16 protein-coding genes are annotated in these 16,543 nt (G+C 73.4%); 6 read left to right on the forward strand and 10 right to left on the reverse strand.

Annotated features, from left to right (window positions below):
* Window positions 1-67 precede the first annotated feature (67 nt).
* Together eccD and mycP are read left to right on the forward strand one after the other, a co-directional pair.
* The gene (gene eccD / locus AYO52_RS10000; protein ID WP_067716606.1) at window positions 68-1,585 is read left to right on the forward strand and encodes a type VII secretion integral membrane protein EccD; all 1,518 of its coding nucleotides are present in this window, start codon (window positions 68-70) and stop codon (window positions 1,583-1,585) included.
* Window positions 1,582-3,012 (forward strand): type VII secretion-associated serine protease mycosin, encoded by a 1,431-nt coding sequence (gene mycP, locus AYO52_RS10005; RefSeq protein WP_082923927.1) that lies wholly within the window; start codon window positions 1,582-1,584, stop codon window positions 3,010-3,012. Before eccD ends, mycP begins: the two co-directional genes overlap by 4 nt.
* 9 nt (window positions 3,013-3,021) lie before the next feature.
* Here the strand turns inward: mycP and eccB are convergent, their stop codons facing one another.
* The gene (eccB, locus tag AYO52_RS10010) at window positions 3,022-4,464 is read right to left on the reverse strand and encodes a type VII secretion protein EccB (protein ID WP_067716609.1); all 1,443 of its coding nucleotides are present in this window, start codon (window positions 4,462-4,464) and stop codon (window positions 3,022-3,024) included.
* Window positions 4,465-4,612: 148 nt separating this feature from the next.
* Here eccB and AYO52_RS10015 point away from each other — a divergent pair, with 148 nt between their 5' ends.
* On the forward strand, window positions 4,613-6,277 hold the full coding sequence (locus AYO52_RS10015) for a type VII secretion protein EccE (RefSeq protein ID WP_067716612.1): 1,665 nt from the start codon (window positions 4,613-4,615) through the stop codon (window positions 6,275-6,277).
* Here AYO52_RS10015 and AYO52_RS10020 read toward each other — a convergent pair.
* Window positions 6,231-7,352 carry a DUF695 domain-containing protein gene (locus tag AYO52_RS10020; RefSeq protein WP_253702059.1) on the reverse strand — a complete coding sequence of 374 codons (1,122 nt, stop codon included), beginning with the start codon at window positions 7,350-7,352 and terminating at the stop codon, window positions 6,231-6,233. The genes AYO52_RS10015 and AYO52_RS10020 overlap by 47 nt on opposite strands.
* 128 nt (window positions 7,353-7,480) lie before the next feature.
* On the opposite strand from AYO52_RS10020, the gene AYO52_RS10025 reads away from it, so the two are divergent.
* Complete coding sequence (locus tag AYO52_RS10025) at window positions 7,481-8,641, forward strand: NAD(P)H-binding protein (protein ID WP_082923928.1); 1,161 nt, start codon at window positions 7,481-7,483, stop codon at window positions 8,639-8,641.
* Window positions 8,638-9,357, forward strand: a complete 720-nt coding sequence (locus AYO52_RS10030) for a CPBP family intramembrane glutamic endopeptidase (RefSeq protein ID WP_253702062.1) — start codon at window positions 8,638-8,640, stop codon at window positions 9,355-9,357. Before AYO52_RS10025 ends, AYO52_RS10030 begins: the two co-directional genes overlap by 4 nt.
* On the opposite strand, the gene truA is transcribed toward AYO52_RS10030, so the two are convergent.
* Window positions 9,354-10,292 (reverse strand): tRNA pseudouridine(38-40) synthase TruA, encoded by a 939-nt coding sequence (gene truA, locus AYO52_RS10035; protein WP_067716619.1) that lies wholly within the window; start codon window positions 10,290-10,292, stop codon window positions 9,354-9,356. The two genes, AYO52_RS10030 and truA, sit on opposite strands and share 4 nt — an antisense overlap.
* Window positions 10,293-10,369: 77 nt before the next feature.
* Here truA and AYO52_RS10040 point away from each other — a divergent pair, with 77 nt between their 5' ends.
* Complete coding sequence (locus AYO52_RS10040) at window positions 10,370-11,302, forward strand: SGNH/GDSL hydrolase family protein (protein ID WP_067716622.1); 933 nt, start codon at window positions 10,370-10,372, stop codon at window positions 11,300-11,302.
* A 126-nt stretch (window positions 11,303-11,428) separates the two neighbouring features.
* Here the strand turns inward: AYO52_RS10040 and rplQ are convergent, their stop codons facing one another.
* From rplQ to AYO52_RS10075, 7 genes are all read right to left on the reverse strand, one after another.
* Window positions 11,429-12,025, reverse strand: coding sequence for a 50S ribosomal protein L17 (gene rplQ, locus AYO52_RS10045; protein ID WP_067716624.1), 597 nt, complete (start codon window positions 12,023-12,025; stop codon window positions 11,429-11,431).
* A gap of 34 nt (window positions 12,026-12,059) precedes the next feature.
* Entirely contained in the window at window positions 12,060-13,094 is a 1,035-nt protein-coding gene (locus AYO52_RS10050; RefSeq protein ID WP_067716627.1) for a DNA-directed RNA polymerase subunit alpha, read from the reverse strand.
* A 106-nt stretch (window positions 13,095-13,200) separates the two neighbouring features.
* Window positions 13,201-13,806, reverse strand: coding sequence for a 30S ribosomal protein S4 (gene rpsD, locus AYO52_RS10055; protein WP_067716630.1), 606 nt, complete (start codon window positions 13,804-13,806; stop codon window positions 13,201-13,203).
* A 22-nt stretch (window positions 13,807-13,828) separates the two neighbouring features.
* Window positions 13,829-14,236, reverse strand: coding sequence for a 30S ribosomal protein S11 (gene rpsK / locus AYO52_RS10060; protein ID WP_067716633.1), 408 nt, complete (start codon window positions 14,234-14,236; stop codon window positions 13,829-13,831).
* A complete protein-coding gene (gene rpsM / locus AYO52_RS10065; RefSeq protein ID WP_067716635.1) occupies window positions 14,236-14,604 on the reverse strand; it encodes a 30S ribosomal protein S13 in 369 nt (122 codons plus the stop codon). The genes rpsK and rpsM overlap by 1 nt, the downstream gene beginning before the upstream one ends.
* A gap of 167 nt (window positions 14,605-14,771) precedes the next feature.
* Complete coding sequence (gene infA / locus AYO52_RS10070; RefSeq protein ID WP_005140011.1) at window positions 14,772-14,993, reverse strand: translation initiation factor IF-1; 222 nt, start codon at window positions 14,991-14,993, stop codon at window positions 14,772-14,774.
* Between the two features lie 171 nt (window positions 14,994-15,164).
* Window positions 15,165-16,445 carry a lipase family protein gene (locus tag AYO52_RS10075; protein ID WP_067716636.1) on the reverse strand — a complete coding sequence of 427 codons (1,281 nt, stop codon included), beginning with the start codon at window positions 16,443-16,445 and terminating at the stop codon, window positions 15,165-15,167.
* Window positions 16,446-16,543 lie beyond the last annotated feature (98 nt).

Raw genomic sequence — 16,543 nt, forward strand, 5'->3', positions numbered from 1 at the left:
AAGGCGATGTTAGGGCAGTACACGTCCTGGCGGGGACACCATCCGGGCGGGATCGGGAGGATCTGGAGTGTCGCAACGTAGTGGGATCCGGGAGGTCGCGGCGGGCGTCGATCCCCTGGACCAGCGTCGGGTGTCGATCGTGTGCCGTTCCACCCGGGTGGACCTGAGTCTGCCCGCCCACCTCGCATTGGTCGCGGTGATCCCGGAGGTCGTGGACCTGATCCGGGAGCACATCCGCGCGGTCGCCGGTCCGGCCTCCGGCGTCGATGTCGACGCCCGGATGGGCGGTGACACCGGCGGGTCCTGGCAGCTCTCCCGACTCGCCGGCGGGCCCCTGGCGGTCTCGGAGACGCTCGCGCAGCAGCGGGTGCACGACGGGGAGATCCTCGTCCTCGACCACCGCCCCGTCCCCACGCCGGCGCCGCTCTTCGACGACGTCCTGCAGGGTCTCACCGAACCGGACGTGGCTCGCTCCCCCACCTGGGACCGGCGCGACGCGGTCACCACCGCGACCGCGACGGCGGCGGTGGCGGCGGCGGCGGCCACGGTGGCGTTGGTGCGCCAGTGGACGACCGGAGGCGGGCCCGCGGTCCCCCTGGTCGCGCTCCTGGCCGCCCTGCTCGGCCTGGCGGCCGTGGTGGCTCTGCGCCGCACCCCGGCGCCCGGCGCGGCCCACGCGGTCGCGGGGGCGTGCGCGGTCGGGTTCACCGTGCTGGCCGGCGCCACCGTCGGGGGCCCGCCCGGCGGGGCCGGCCACCTCGTGGGCGGGCTGACCGCCGGAGCGGTCCTCGCGGGCGTCCTCCGGTGGACCGTGTTCCGCCCGGGTCCGCACACGTACGCCACGGGCGCCGGTTACCTGGCCGCGGCCGTCTCACTGGCGGCCGGGGCGGTCGGCTCGACGGTGGTCGCCACGACCCGCGTCCCGGCCGCGGCGGCGGGAGCCGGGGCCGTCCTCGTCGCGCTCGTGTTGCTCACCGCCGCGCCGCGGATCGCGGTCTGGGCCGCCCGGATCCCCATCCCGCCCGTGCCCGCCCCCGGCGAGGACGTCGAGGCCGGGGACCTCGAGGAGATCGACCACGACGTGCGGGGCCGGGCCGGCGGGCCCCTGCCGACCCCGGACGTGCTGCGGCACCGGTTCCACACCTCGCGCTCATGGCTCACCGGCCTGCTGGCGGCGGCGGGGGCGGTCTGCACCATCGGGTCGCTCACGTCCCTGACCGGGAACGCCGGTGCGACCCGCTGGGCGGCACCGCTCGCATTGGTCCTCATCGTCGTCCTGGTGCTGCGCGGCCTCGGCTACGCGGACCGCGTACACACCGCCGTGCTGCTCGCGTCCGCGCTCGTCCTCACCGCCGGGGTACTGGTGGGCGCGGGGATCACCGTCGCGTCCCCGGTGGGCGTGGTGGTGCCGGCGGCCGTCGCGGTGGCGGCGGCGGTCGTGGTGGCCGCCTCGGTGGTACCCCACGTCGACCTCTCGCCCGCCGCCCTGCGGGCCGTGGGCGTGATCGAGGCGATCGGGATCTGCGTGGTCGTCCCCCTCGCCGTGGGCGCGATGGAGGTCTACTCGCTCGTCCGGCAGCGATGAGGATCCGACGCACCTCCGACACGAGCGGGGGCGGGCCCGGGTCCCGCGCCGCGCACAGTGCAGCCGCGCCCGGGGCCGCCGCCGTACTGCTGGTCGCCGTCCTCGCCGGGCAGCTCTCCGGGGCGCCCGTCGCGGCCGCACTGGAGCCCCCGGCGATCGATGGACCGGTCCCGGCGGCCACCGGGCTCGACGCCGGCCCCCTGCGCCTGGACGGCCCCTGCCGGACCACCGCGGCCTTCCTCGATCCCGGGGTGTCGCCCCCGTCCGCCACGGCGGCCGAGCTGGGCGGGGCCTGGATCCACGGCCGCGGCGAGGGGCAGGTCGTGGCCGTGATCGACACCGGCGTCAACCCCGGTCCACGCCTGCCCCGGGTACGGGGCGCCGGCGACGTGGTCCCCGGTCGCGACGGCACCGAGGACTGCGACGCACACGGCACCCTGGTGGCGGGAGTGCTCGCCGCCACCGAGGACGAGACCGGACACTCGGGGGTCGCGCCCGGGGTCGAGATCGTCTCCATCCGCCAGTCCAGCAGCGTTCTGCGCCCCGAGGCCCGTGACCGGAGCCGCGGACCGGACGGCCCGACCGTCGGTGCCGGGGTCGGCACGCTGTCCTCCCTGGCCCGCGCGATCCGGGCCGCCGTCGATGCGGGCGCGGACGTCATCAACATCTCCGAGGTGGCGTGCGTGCCGGCCGGCACGGTGCTCGCCGACGCGACCCTCGGCGGCGCGATCCGCTATGCCGCCGTGGACCACGACGTGGTGCTGGTCGCCGCCGCCGGCAACGTCGGCGACGCGTGCGGGGACCAGAACCCCGGTGCCGCCGACCCCTCGGTTCCGGGCGACGACGGCTGGGGCGACGTGGTCACCGTCGCCTCCCCCGCCTGGTACGACGAGCACGTCCTCACCGTCGCCGGCGTCGACGCCGACGGCGCCCCCGCCGACTTCTCCCTGCGCGGCCCGTGGGTGGACGTCGCCGCGCCGGCAGTGGGCCTGCGGTCCGTCGGTGCGGACGGGGCCGGGGTGTCCGACGTCGTGGTGGCCGGGGACGGGTCGCGCACGCCCGTCACCGGGACCAGCTTCGCCGCGCCGTTCGTCGCCGGCACCGCCGCGTTGGTCCGGCAGGCCCACCCCGGGCTCACGGCACGCCAGGTGATCGCGCGGATCGAGAACACCGCGATCCCCGCCGCCGGCGGGCACGACTTCGCGGTGGGGCACGGAGTGGTCGACCCCGTGGCGGCGGTGACGGGGGTTCGCAGGATCGGACGCCCCGCGCCCGCGACCACCGCGATCGCCGCACCCCCGGCCGAGCCGGGCCCTCCGGGTGCCGGCGTCGGCGCGGCCGTGGCGGCGGGTTCTCTCGCTCTGGGAACGATCGCCCTCGTCGTCGTCCTACTCCGGCCCCGCGACGACCGGGACACCCGGGCCTGACCCCGCGGGTCACCCGGCCGCGGTGGCCTGTCCCACGACCTCCGCGTCGACACCGTCGCGAGCGACCAGCGCCGCCCCGCGATCCAGGCGCGGCCCGGCCGGGAGCCGGTCGAGGACACCCCCGTCCACCGGCACCGGCGTCCCGCCCAGTCCCAGCATGGCGGCGGTCGGGGCGTCGGGGACGTCGAACCTCACGCCGGTGTCGGAGACGATGGTCGTCACGGCACTGCGTGTGGTCGTGCCGCGGCCCGTCGCCGCCACCAGTAGCCCGCCACCCGGGATTCCCACCGCGTCCACCGCGGGCCCGCCCCCGTCGGCCCCGGCCACCTCCCGCACGTCGCCCAGGCCCGGGGCGGTCGCCCCCGCCACGAGCGTGACGCGACGCGTGGCGGAGTCCCTGCTGCCCCCGTCGCGGACGCACAGCACCGGTGAGCCGGCGGTGTCCAACACCGTCGGGCGCCGGCCCGGGAACGCCTCGGTGTCCAGCGCGACCGACCTCGGCACACCCATTCGGTCCGGCGGCACCCTGACGACCGACCCGACCGTCGACGTCGACCGGATGACGTCCGCCAGCACGGGCCCCACCTCCTGTACCCCGTCCGCCAGAGCCACGTGGGTGCGCGTGCCGGTGGCCGTGTCGACGGTGAACACCTGCCCGATCCGGAGCCCGTCCAGGCCGTAGTCCACCGGCTCACCGGCCATGTCGATCACCGGGCGACGCACCGGGACGACCTCGGGCAGCGGATCCACCAGCGCCGCCGTGACCGGGCGCGGGTCGACCCCGGCCAGGCCGAGGATCGACAGCAGGTCCCCGTCCTCCAGATCGATCCGCGCGCGGGTGCCGTCGCGCAACAGCCAGCCGGTCCCGTCCTGATCGGCCAACACGACCTCGTCGGCGCCCGTGTCCCGGCCCGGCCCGGCATCCTCGCGGGCGACGATGCTCGTGGCAGAGACGCGCGGGCGCCCACGCTCGGCGTCGGCCACCTCGTCACACACCGTCCACGACACGGCGGCCGCCGCACCGGCGTCGCGGTGGGCGGGCAACGCGGACGGTGCCCCGGGGATGCCGAGCAGTCCGCCCCGCTGCGTTCCCGCGACGTCGGCGTCGCGCACGGTGCGGGGCTCGGCGGGCTCACCCAGCACGAGCCGCGCCGACGCGAGGTTGTGGACGGGGTGGACGGTCTCGCCGGCGCGGACGTACATCTGCCCGGAGTCCCGCCCCACCATGATCGTCGTGGCGTCGACGTCCGGGGCGGGGTCGAGCAGCGCCAGAACGGCGGCCCCGGCGACCCCGATCACGGCGCCGACCACACCCACCGTCAGCCCGGTGGTCTGGCGTTTGAGGGGGTCGTGCAGCATCCGGACATCGCGGGCGACCACGGCGTGTCGGGCCCGGCGGGTGAGGAAACGATGCCCGTCCACCTGCGCCCTTGTCGTCGGCTTGAGCGGCACGGCCCCGGCTCCCTCCCCTGATGTGACACCACCGCGACCGGGGGCACCGGGGGTAGGGTACGCCACGATCCGGCCCCCGTGGCCGGTCTTCCGAGGCCGCCGACCGGGCGCGGCCGGGGTGTCGCGGGCGTCGCGGAGGGGCGGGGATATGACGGCGGTTCCGACCTTCGCGGGACTGTCGGCCGTCCTCCTCACGACACTCGTGCTCACCGTGGTGTGTCCGCCGTCCTGGCAACCATGGGTGCAGTTCCTCGTGGCCGCGCTGGTGGCCGCCGTGATCACCGCGCGGCGCGCTGGGCGGCCACTGGTGGCGCGCGAGCGGGCCCCGCGGCGGCGGTCCGTGGACGTGGTGGACCTCGTCGCCCCCGACCGATCGACCGTTGGGTGCGTCGAGGGTGACCGGGTCGTCACCACGGCCGTCGAGATCTCGGCTGGCGCGCTCGTGGCCACCGAGGTGGGGCACGACGACCCGGCCGACCACCGCGGCGTCCGCCTGCCCCTGGCCGTCGTGGCGCGACAACTCGACCAGGGTGGGGTGGTCCTGGAGGGGATCGACGTGGTGGTCGACGGTCGCCGTGCGGCGGACGGCGACGACGGCGAGGTCTACGACTCCCTGGTCGGGCCGCTGGCTCTGATCTCGCACCGGCGCGTGCACCTCCTGGTGCGGTTCGATCTGGCCCGGCTGGCGACGGGGACGGGTTCTGCCTCGTGGACCGCGGGAGCGGGCGCCTCGCTGGAGCAGGTGGTCGCGGTGGCCACGGAGCGGCTGCGGCGCGCACTGGTCCACCACGGGGTGCCGTGCCGCGTCCTCGACGCCGCCGAGCTCGCCGAGGTCTATCTCGACGCCGAAGCCGACCCGGGGCCCGGGACGGGGCTGGTGGTCCGGCCGTCGGCGGATCCACGGGCCGTGATCGACGGGCTCACCGCCGTCCGGGCGGCCCGCCTCACCGAGGTCGTCCGGTTGCGACGGGTGGAGGGGCGCGACGACGTGGTGGACATGATCACCACGGTGGGCCTGGCCGGGGTGTCGGAGCGGGGGGTGGCGGGTGGGATCCCGCCGACCACCACCGCCGCCTGCCACCCGCTCCCGTCGGGGCGGGTGTCGCCCGTACCCGGCGAGACCCTGCCCGATGCGATCGCCGGATCCCTCGCCCGGCGGGCGGTCGACGATCTCTCCGACCTCGCTCCGCCCGCCCACGGCTGCGGCCAGATCCTCGGCGCGACCCGCACCGGCGCCGCAGCCGCCATCCAGCTCGCCGGCCCCCACCTGCGGTCGGTGCTGCTCGCCGCCCGGCCCGCCGTCTGCCGGCAGGTCGCGTTCCGCGCGGTCGCGGCCGGGTACCGGGTGGCCGTGGTGACCGATGTCCCCGACCGGTGGAGCCCGCTGACCGCGATCGGTGACGAGACCCGCTACCGGATCGTCGACCCCGATTCCTCCGACGTGGGTGCCCCTGTCGACGCCGTGATGTGGGACGTCGACGGCCCGCTGACGGAGGGCAGGATCGACGCGCTCGCCGGGCCGGGCGGCCCGGATGTCACCCCGCCCACCGTCATCCGGGTGGACGCCGACTGGGAGCTGCGCGGCACCAGCCGCCTGTCCTCGATCGCCGCGCCACCCGACCTCGTCCTGGACGGCCGGATCGACGGGTGGATCTCAGTGGAACCACGGGCCGGCGAACCCCGTCGCGTCTCGGTCGTGGCGGGGCCGGGCGAGGACCCGTTCGTCGGGCCGCTCGCGTCACCGGACGGTCTCGCGACGGACGGTCTCACACCCTCAGGTGCTGCACCTTCCGCCACCCCGGATCATCGGTGACGGTGACCGTCACCTCGCCCTGATCCCACCCGGACGCGGCCACCCGCAGCTGCTCGTGCGCGGGGGTCGTGGAGTCCACGTAGAAGTGCAGGAGGCGACGGCCGTCGCAGCTCTCCGCTCCGACGCATTCCCCGTTACCCTCGAGGCGCTCGACCAGGTGGTCCTCCAGGTCCCGTAGGCCCGGCAGGGACAGGGACCCGGGCAACCCGCCGTCCTCTACATCCGTATACGGGACGTGGACCGCGACGTGGCGGTCGAACTCCGGCGCCGACAGCGCGACCAGCGGGACCCGGACCACGGCCACGAGCGGTCCGCGGCCCGTCTCCCCGTGGAGGATCTGCCACGCCGGGTCGCCCAGCTCATCGGTGTTGTCCGCCGCGAGCTCGCAGAGGATCTCCGGCAGTTCCCAGAGCGGGACCGCCTCGATGCCGGGCGCGGTGGCGTTGGCCCGGATCAGTCCGACCCAGGTCTCCACCTGCTCCTCCCCGCACAGCGCGTCCAGCAGCAGGTATGCGGCGATCCCCAGGTCCGCGCCGGACAGCCCGGTGAACGCCGGGTGGTGCACGGTGACGTCGGCGCGGGACAGGCCCAGGTCCACCACCACCTCCGCCTGGTCGAAATCCAGCCGGTGGTCCCGGAAGTACATCGCGCAGCCCCGCACGGGCTCGCGCAGGTCGGCGAAGGACCACGACTCATCGGCGTCCGGCGCCGCCGCCAGCCACCGGCGTGCGGCACCACGCAGCTCGGGGACCCCGGCCGCGGTGACGGTGAGGCGGTGCGGTCCGCCCTCACGAGCCGGGACGAACTCCCACGACAGTCGCGGGTCGATGGCCTCGATGAGCGAGGTGATCTCCGGAACCACCCGGCGGGCGTCACCCGAGTCGAGCGCTGCCGTCGCGCGGCGCCTGCCGCCCTCCGCCCACCATCGCCAGAAGGTGGTCACGGCCCTGTCCGACCGCAGTCGGGCCGTCTCCACGCGGACGCCGGAGAAGTCCAGCGATCGCGAGAGCTGCCGGGGTCGCACCGCACGGATCGCCATCTGTTCTCCTCCCGTCACCGCGGTCCTCGTGAACATGTCTCCACCCCAGTATCCGGATAACCCGACGATCGTGCCCGCGCCGACACACCCGCCAGGTCCCGAGCGGGCACTCCCGGGGCCTGAAGCGGGTGCGCCTGCGCGCCCACGCTGGCAGTGTCGTGGGTATGACCTCCCCACATGATCTGGCCCGGCTCTCCTCCGGTACTGCCGAGGACACGGAGCCGACGCGGCGGCCCGGCCCGCAGCCCCGCCCCGGCCACGACGGCCGGAGCGGCCCGCGGGTGCTCGTGATCGGCGCGACCGGCTACATCGGGTCGCGGCTCGTCCCCCGACTACTGGCCGACGGCGCCGAGGTGTCCGTGCTGGCCCGGACGCCAAAGCGCCTCGACGACGTGCCGTGGCGCGACGAGGTGACCATCCACTCCGGCGGCCTCGGGGACGCCGACGCGCTGCGCTCCGCCCTGCGCGACGTCGACGTCGCCTGTCACCTCGTGCACTCGATGGGTGACTCCAAGGACTTCGAGCGGGAGGAGCGCGAGACCACCGAGGCGTTCGTCCGGGCCGCCGAGGAGGCGGGCATCGAGCGCATCGTCCACCTGTCCGGCCTCCACCCCGAGGACGAGACGGACCTCTCCCCGCACCTGCGCTCCCGAGCCGACGTCGCCCGGATCATGCTGGAGTCCACCGTTCCCGCGCTCGTGATCCAGGCCGGGGTGGTGATCGGATCGGGCTCCGCCTCGTTCGAGATGATCCGCCACCTCACCACCCGCCTGCCGGGGATGGTCACGCCCAAGTGGGTCAGCAACCGGATCCAACCCATCGCCGTGCGCGACGTGGTGCACTACCTCGCCGCGGCCACCACGTGCCCCCTCGAGGGCGACCTCGCCCACGGACGGGCCATCGACGTGGGCGGCCCGGACGTGCTGACGTACGGCCAGATGATGCAGATCTACGCCGAGGAGGCCGGCCTGCGTCGCCGCCTCATGGTCCCTGTCCCCGTCCTCACGCCCAAGCTGTCCTCCCTGTGGATGGGACTGGTCACCCCGCTCGAACCCGGCCTGGCCAAGCCCCTGGTGGAATCACTGCGCTGCGAGGCCGTGGTACTGGTCGACGACGCCGACGAGGTGCTCGGCCCCCCGCCCGGCGGACGGACCAGCTACCGGGATGCGCTGCGCGAGGCCCTGCGGGTCCCCCACGGCCCGGCTCGACCGCCACTGTGGGACGGGGCCGACCCGCTGGACGATCCCGCGCGCCTGCTGCCCTCGGACGCCGACTGGGCCGGGGTCCGCCCGCCCACCATCGGGCGTGTGCGCGGCGGGCGATGAGCGACCAGCGAGAGGCGCCCGCCTCGCCCACCCACCGGTACCTGCGGGCGCTGCGATCGGGCGAGATGGACACCGCGCCCTCGCGGCCGGGCCGGCGGCGTGTCCTCGTCGTCGTCATCACCCTCGTCGTCGGCGCGGCGGTGAACGCGTGGGCGCTACGGATACCCGCCGGCGACGCCATGTTCTACCCCGCCACCGCACTGCTGGCCGCGGTGTGGCTGGGCGGGGCGTTCGCCTCCGGGCCGATCCGGGTGGGCTGCGAACCGTACCGGCCCCGCCGGCCCGTCCTGTCGTCGGTGCTCACCGCCGCCGCGCTCGCCGTGGTGTTCTGCCTCGGCGGGCTCGTGGTGGCGAGGATCGAGCCGCTGCGCGACCCCGTCGACGCCCTGCTCGACCACGCCACCGTGGGCAACCTCGTCCTGGTGGCGCTCCTCACCGCGGTCAACGGCGTCGCCGAGGAGTGCTTCCACCGCGGTGCCGTGTACTCGGCCGTCGCCAACCTGCGGCCGATCCTCACGACGACGGTGATCTACGCGACCGTCACCGCCACCGCGGGGATCCCACTTCTCGTCCTCGCGGCCGTCATCCTGGGACTGGTCACCGCCGTCCAGCGGCGGGCCACCGGCGGAGTGCTGGGCCCGGCGATCACCCACGTGGCGTGGTCGATGGTCATGCTGTTCGCCCTGGGCCCGATCCTCGACGCGGCGCCGGTCTAGTCCCCACAGCAGCCCGCGCCGGACCCCGTCTCGGACGCCGCGCCCGGCCCGCCTCCGTCATCGGTGCCCACCGCCCCGCCCGGCCCCGGCCGCACCTCGCGGGTGACGAGGTTGCGCGCCGCCAGGTCGGCATCGGCCGGGTAGTCCACCCCCACCAGGGCGAGTCCGCACGCCGGCGCGACCGGAACCGCCGACGACCGCTCGGTCTCGGTGAGCAGCCCGCTGATCCAGTCGGGGCTGCGCCGGCCCTCCCCCACGGCCATCACGGCGCCCACCAGGCTGCGCACCATCGACCAGCAGAACGCGTCCGCACTCACCGACGCCGTCCACACCTCGGCGGCCCCCGGCGCGTCCTCGCCGCGCGGGTCCGGCTCGGCACGCCAGTCGAAGCGCTGCAGCTCACGGATCGTGGTGGCGCCCTCCCGGCGACGGCAGAACGCGGCGAAGTCGTGGAGCCCCAGCAGCCGATCGGACGCGTCGCGCACCGCGTCGAGGTCGGCGCCCCGCTGCCAGGCGGCGGTGTCGCGGGCGCGGGTCGGCTCGGGTCCCCACGGCGCCGTGGTGAGGCGGTACTCGTAGTGCCGGCGCAGCGCCGAGAACCGGGCGTCGAACGCCTCCGGGACCCACCGGGCGTCCATCACCGCGATGTCCGCCGGTAACAGCCGCGCGAGCCGACGCACGAGCGCCTCAGGGCGTCCCTCCAGCGAGCGCTGGTCCAACCACTGCGGGTCCACGTCGAGATGGCACACCTGCGCGCGCGCATGCACCCCGGCGTCGGTGCGACCGGCGACCGTGAGGACGACGGGATTGCGCAGGATCTTCGCGAGTTCGGCCTCGAGCACCCCGCACACGGTCCTCAGTCCGGGCTGGCGCGCCCAGCCGGAGAAGTCGGTGCCGTCGTAGGCGACGTCGAGGCGGATCCGGCGGGTGCTCACGGCCTACAGACGCTAGACCACCGCCGCGCGTGCCCGCCACACCGCCCGCCGCGGGCCGTTCCGGCACGATGGGGACCATGTCCACGTCCCCGTCCCCTTACCGCGCCGCGCTCCTCGCCGTCGGTGCGGCCGTCGCCCTCGCCCTGTCCTCCTGTGCCCCCGGCGACGACGACGAGGCCCCGCCCGCCGCGGCCGGTGCCGCCGCCACCGGCACCACCACCGGAACCACCTCCACCGACACCGCCAGCGAGGCCGGGCCGGCGATCCGGCGATACGTGGCGCTGGGCGACTCGTTCGCCGCCCTGGGCCCGACCGGAGCCCCCACGAGCGGGCCGGCGGGGTGCCTGCGATCGTCGCTCAACTACCCGTCGGTGCTCGCCGGGCAGCTGGACGTCGCCGAGTTCGTGGACGTCACGTGTGGCGGCGCGAGGACCGTGGACATGACGGCGCCCCAGATCGCGCAGACACCGCCGCAGTTCGGCGCCCTCACGGCGGACACCGACCTGGTGACGCTCTCCATCGGCGGCAACGACATCGGGTTCGGCGCGATCGCCGGGTGCGTGGTGCAGACGCCCAGGGCTACAGACGGGGCCCCCTGCCGCGAACGGTTGTCCGCGGGGGTCTCGTCGTCACTCGAGGGGCTCGGGGCCCGTCTCGACGCGGTCCACGCCGGGATCCGGGAGCGGTCCCCCGCGGCCCGCGTCGTGGTGACCGCGTACATGCCACTCGTGCCGCCGGACGGAGGCTGCGACTTCCTGGACCGCGTCAGCCCAGGCGACGTCGCCTGGACGCGGGACGTCACCGACCGGGTCAACAGCGCGGTGACCGACGCGGCCGTCCGGGCCGGCGCCGAGATCGTCGTCCCCGACGACGCCGGGGAACGCCACGCCTGCGCCCCGGCGGACGAGCGGTACACCGACTTCACCGGTGCGGAGACCGGCTCGCATCCGATGCACCCGACCGCGGCCGGCCAGCGCGCGATGGCCGCGGCGGTGGCCGACAGACTCTGACCCCACCGCGCCTGCACTCCCGCTCCCACGCGTCGCTCCCACACGGCCACCCCGGATCGACGACGAGGGCCCCGCCACCGCGTGATGCGGTGGCGGGGCCCTGACGGCGTGATCCGATGCTGGCGATCAGGCCTTGTCGGCGTCCTCGCCCTCGGCGTGCGTGGTGTCCTCGGACACGGCCTCGGCGGTCTCTTCCGCGGCGTCGACCTGTGCGTCGTCGGCGGCCTCGACCTGATCGGCGATCGGGCTGTTGGCCTCGGCCTCGGCCGTGACGTCGTCGGTGGACTCCGCGGGGGCCGCGGCCGGCGCGGTGGCCGCCTTGGACGCCGCGGCGCGGGTGGCGCGCGAGGCCTCGGCGGAGGCGAGCTCCTCGGTGACGAGCGCGATCATCGCCATGGGCGCGTTGTCGCCCTTGCGGTTCTCGAGCTTGACGATCCGGGTGTAGCCACCGTCGCGGTTCGCGACCCGGGGGCCGATCTCGGCGAACAGCTTGTGCAGGACGTCCTTGTCGCGGATGACCTTGGCGGCCTCACGACGGTCGGCCAGCGTGCCACGACGCGCCTTGGTGATGAGCTTCTCCGCGTAGGGGCGCAGCAGCTTCGCCTTGGTCTCCGTGGTGCGGATCGCGTCGTGCTCGAACAGCTGGGTGGCCAGGTTCGAGAGGATGAGCCGCTGGTGGGCGGCGGATCCGCCGAGGCGGGCGCCCTTCTTGGGCTTGGGCATCAGATTCTCCTAGGAATGGTGTTCCGGGCGCTCGTCAGAGCTGCTCGGTCTCGGCGTAATCCTCGCCGCCCTCGTCGGTCCACGTGCCGGTCTCGGCGTCGTAGCCGGCGACCGAGGCGGGATCGAATCCGGGGGGCGCGTCCTTGAGGGACAGGCCGAGCTCCACGAGCTTGACCTTGACCTCGTCGATCGACTTCTGTCCGAAGTTCCGGATGTCGAGCAGGTCCGACTCACTGCGGGCCACGAGCTCGCCCACGGTGTGGACGCCCTCGCGCTTGAGGCAGTTGTAGGACCGGACCGACAGGTCCAGGTCGTCGATCGGCATACCGTAGGCGGCGATGTGGTCGGCCTCGGCCGGGCTCGGCCCGATCTCGATGCCCTCCGCCTCGTCGTTGAGCTCACGGGCGAGGCCGAAGAGCTCGACGAGGGTCTTGCCGGCGGACGCCAGGGCGTCCCGGGCGGTCATCGAGTTCTTGGTCTCGACGTCCAGGACCAGACGGTCGAAGTCGGTGCGCTGGTGCACACGGGTGGCCTCGACCTTGTAGGTCACCTTGAGCACGGGCGAGTAGATCGAGTCGACCGGGATCCGGCCGATCTCGTGGCCCGCGTCCTTGTTGAGCCCGGCGGGAACGTAGCCGCGGCCACGCTCGACGACCAGCTCGATCTCCAGCCGACCCTTCTCGTTGAGGGTGGCGATGTGCAGGTCCGGGTTGTGCACCTCGACGCCGGAGGGCGGGACGATGTCACCGGCGGTGACGGCTCCCGGACCCTGCTTCTTGAGGTACATGGTGACCGGCTCGTCCTCGACGGACGAGACGACCAGGCCCTTGAGGTTGAGGATGATGTCGGTGACATCCTCCTTCACGCCAGGCACGGTGGTGAACTCGTGCAGGACGCCCTCGATGCGGATGCTGGTCACGGCCGCGCCCGGGATGGACGACAGCAGCGTGCGCCGCAGCGAGTTGCCGATGGTGTAGCCGAAACCGGGCTCGAGGGGCTCGAGCACGAACCGCGAGCGGTTCTCGGAGACGACCTCCTCGGTGAGGGTGGGCCGCTGGGAGATGAGCATGTGCTACCTCTTTCGATTCTCGACGCCCGCTATTTGACGCCGTGGGAACCCACCGTCGCCGGGCGGGCCGCGGTGTGCGGCCCGCCCGGCGACGAGGGGGGACAGATCACTTCGAGTAGAGCTCGACGATCAACTGCTCCTGCAGCGGCACATCGATCTGCGCGCGCTCGGGGAGCTGGTGGACGAGGACCCGCAGGGTCGTCGGGACGACCTGCAGCCACGCCGGGACGGGACGCTCGCCGAGGGTCTCCTGGGCGATCTCGAACCAGTCCATCTTGGTGGACTTGGGACGGACGTCGACGATGTCGTACTGCGAGACCCGGTAGCTCGGGATGGTGACCTTCTGGTCGTTGACCAGGAAGTGACCGTGGGCCACGAGCTGACGGGCCTGGCGACGCGTCCGCGCGAGACCCGCGCGGTACACGACGTTGTCCAGTCGCGACTCGAGGATCTGCAGGAGGTTCTCACCGGTCTTGCCGGCGCGGCGGTTCGCCTCCTCGTAGTAACGACGGAACTGCTTCTCCATCACGCCGTAGGTGAAGCGGGCCTTCTGCTTCTCCTGCAGCTGGGTGCGGTACTCGGACTCCTTGATCCGCGCGCGGCCGTGGTGACCGGGCGGGAAGGGCCGACGCTCGAATGCGGTGTCTCCACCCACGAGGTCCACGCCCAGACGGCGGGACTTGCGGGTGACGGGGCCGGTGTAACGTGCCATGATTTAGTGCGTTCCTTCCGGCTCAGACTCGACGCCGCTTGGGCGGACGACAGCCGTTGTGGGGCTGGGGGGTGACATCGGAGATCGTGCCCACCTCGAGGCCGGCGGCCTGGAGCGAGCGGATCGCGGTCTCACGTCCCGAGCCGGGGCCCTTGACGAACACGTCGACCTTCTTGACGCCGTGCTCCTGCGCCTTGCGGGCCGCGTTCTCGGCGGCGAGCTGGGCGGCGAAGGGCGTCGACTTGCGCGAGCCCTTGAAGCCGACGTGGCCGGAGGACGCCCATGCGAGGACGCCACCGGACGGGTCGGTGATCGAGACGATCGTGTTGTTGAACGTGCTCTTGATGTGGGCCTGGCCCAGGGGCACGTTCTTCTTTTCCTTGCGACGGCCCGTCTTCTTGGGGCCCGCAGCGCGTGACTTGGGGGGCATTACTTCTTCTTTCCGGCGACGGTCTTCTTCGGACCCTTACGGGTACGGGCGTTGGTCTTGGTGCGCTGTCCACGGACCGGCAGGCCACGGCGGTGGCGCAGGCCCTGGTAGCTACCGATCTCGATCTTCCGGCGGATGTCGCCCTGGACCTCGCGGCGGAGGTCACCCTCTACCTTGTAGTTGCCCTCGATGTCGTCACGAAGGACGGTCAACTGCTCGTCGGTGAGGTCCTTGGTGCGCAGATCCGGGCTGATGCCCGTACGCCCCAGGATCTCCAGCGACCGGGTGCGACCGATGCCGAAAATGTAGGTGAGCGCGATCTCCATGCGCTTGTCGCGCGGGAGATCAACGCCGGCTAGACGTGCCATGTGGCGTTTCTCTTTCGTCGTGCGGTAGGTCTGCTCCCCGACCGTCCCCGTTGTCGGATGGTCATCTCACGATGAGCAACCGTCCGGGGCCCCGGCCTCCGCTTCCGAGGGTGTGATCCCGCCGGCCCCTGTGGGGGCTCGGCGGCTGGTGCGGGGAGTTGAGCGTCTTACTTGTACCGGTAGACGATCCGGCCGCGGGTCAGGTCGTAGGGCGAGAGCTCCACGACCACGCGGTCCTCGGGGAGGATGCGGATGTAGTGCTGCCGCATCTTCCCACTGATGTGTGCGAGGACCTTGTGCCCGTTCTCGAGTTCGATGCGGAACATTGCGTTCGGCAACGGCTCAACGACACGGCCCTCGACCTCGATGGCTCCGTCTTTCTTTGCCATGCTGGTTACGGTCCTCCACGATTCCCCGGGTGACGTCTACCGGATTGTCGGTGCACTGGTGGGCACACCGACGTATAAGCCTACGTCAGGTGATGGATCTGCGCCAATCGGGCATCGACAGGGCCCTCGCCGCGCGCTCGGCGTCCCCTCGGCGGTCCCGGTGACCGACGGTCAGACGTAGCAGGCCCGCCCCGCGGGCACCCCGTCGAAGCGCTGCTGGAGCCAGTTCATCGCCGCGGGCAGCTTCTCCACCGCGCCCATGAGGTGCTCCGGCGCGAGTCCCGGCTCCCACGTCAGCGGCGCGCCCTCTCGGCAGTACCGCTTGGCGGTCTCCTCCGCGTCCCAGAACGGCACGAGCGGGTCGGTCCCGGAATGCCACATGAACACCGGGACCCGGGGCACGTCCGGGCTCTGACGGATGCTGTTCTCCGCGAACGCCCGCATCAGCCCCTCCTCTGCCAGGAGGTCGCCTCCCCGGAGGACCATCGGGACGGACCGGAACGCCCCGACCGTCAACAGGGTCGCGGTGCAGCGCCCCTTCAGCTGGCTGTAGAGCGCCCACCCGTCCGGCGTGAGCTTCTCCTCGAGCCGGATCGCCTCCGGGTACTCCCGCGCCATGCCGACAGCCGCGGCGAACGCCAGGCCGAACGCCGGGTGCGGCCAGTTGCCGACCATCCGCGCCATCGTGGTCATGTCGGTCGGGACACCGCCCTGCGCCACCCCGACCAGATTCACGTCCGGGGCGTAGTCGTCGTGCAGGAGCGACACCCACGCGCTCGCGATGCCGCCCCCGGAGTAGCCGAGGGCACCGAACCGGCTGTGCCTGGAATCGAAGCGGGGGTCGTCCCGCACCGCACGCATCCCGTCCAACACGATCCGGCCCGACAACTGGCCGCCGGGATAGGCGACCTTCGGACCGAGGTGGTCCGGGATGATGACCGTCCATCCCTGGTCCAGACGCGTCCGCAGGAACACCATCGCGTTGTCCTGCACGGTCTCCAGCGTCGGGTGGACGAGGGTCTCGGTGGGCGCGCATCGCTGTCCGAGCGCATTGAGGTAGTGCTGGTAGCTCAACACCGGACCGTCGGGGCGGGCGTGGTGCGGCCGGACGACCGTCGCGGTGGCCAGTAGCGGCCGATCGCGGGAGTCGGTCGACCGGTAGGCGATCTCGGTGACCCGGTATCCGAGGAACGCCGGCATGGTCACGTCCCGGGAGTTGATCACCTCACCGAGAGGGGCGTCCGCGAGGTGTTGCGGATCCGCGTGGTAGAACGGCCCCGGCTGGGGATCCGCCTCGATCGACCCCGCGCCCCCCTCCATCACCGACTGGGCGGTGGAGGGGGCGACGCCCGGGCCCGAGATGTGGACGAGGGCGACAGCGAACGCCACGACCAGCGCGACGGCTCCCCGTACGACTGATCGACGCGCGACGGACTCCTGCTCAGCGAGCATGCCGGGACCTTTCGAAGCATATGTTCACTACCGGCACACACTGTAACCCGGTGTGGGCGACCGTCAGCGGTCGACCCGCTCCGATCCCCCGGAGTGGC

Source organism: Dietzia sp. 111N12-1, from assembly GCF_001658045.1.
Classification (GTDB): domain Bacteria; phylum Actinomycetota; class Actinomycetes; order Mycobacteriales; family Mycobacteriaceae; genus Dietzia; species Dietzia kunjamensis.

Coding starts and splice junctions, on each gene's coding strand:
- mycP (WP_082923927.1), top strand. CDS start 1,582: ATGAGGATCCGACGCACCTCCGACACGAGCGGGGGCGGGCCCGGGTCC.
- AYO52_RS10075 (WP_067716636.1), bottom strand. CDS start 16,445: ATGCTCGCTGAGCAGGAGTCCGTCGCGCGTCGATCAGTCGTACGGGGA.
- AYO52_RS10015 (WP_067716612.1), top strand. CDS start 4,613: ATGACGGCGGTTCCGACCTTCGCGGGACTGTCGGCCGTCCTCCTCACG.
- AYO52_RS10030 (WP_253702062.1), top strand. CDS start 8,638: ATGAGCGACCAGCGAGAGGCGCCCGCCTCGCCCACCCACCGGTACCTG.
- rplQ (WP_067716624.1), bottom strand. CDS start 12,025: ATGCCCAAGCCCAAGAAGGGCGCCCGCCTCGGCGGATCCGCCGCCCAC.
- infA (WP_005140011.1), bottom strand. CDS start 14,993: ATGGCAAAGAAAGACGGAGCCATCGAGGTCGAGGGCCGTGTCGTTGAG.
- rpsM (WP_067716635.1), bottom strand. CDS start 14,604: ATGGCACGTCTAGCCGGCGTTGATCTCCCGCGCGACAAGCGCATGGAG.
- AYO52_RS10050 (WP_067716627.1), bottom strand. CDS start 13,094: ATGCTCATCTCCCAGCGGCCCACCCTCACCGAGGAGGTCGTCTCCGAG.
- rpsD (WP_067716630.1), bottom strand. CDS start 13,806: ATGGCACGTTACACCGGCCCCGTCACCCGCAAGTCCCGCCGTCTGGGC.
- rpsK (WP_067716633.1), bottom strand. CDS start 14,236: ATGCCCCCCAAGTCACGCGCTGCGGGCCCCAAGAAGACGGGCCGTCGC.
- AYO52_RS10020 (WP_253702059.1), bottom strand. CDS start 7,352: ATGTTCACGAGGACCGCGGTGACGGGAGGAGAACAGATGGCGATCCGT.
- AYO52_RS10040 (WP_067716622.1), top strand. CDS start 10,370: ATGTCCACGTCCCCGTCCCCTTACCGCGCCGCGCTCCTCGCCGTCGGT.
- AYO52_RS10025 (WP_082923928.1), top strand. CDS start 7,481: ATGACCTCCCCACATGATCTGGCCCGGCTCTCCTCCGGTACTGCCGAG.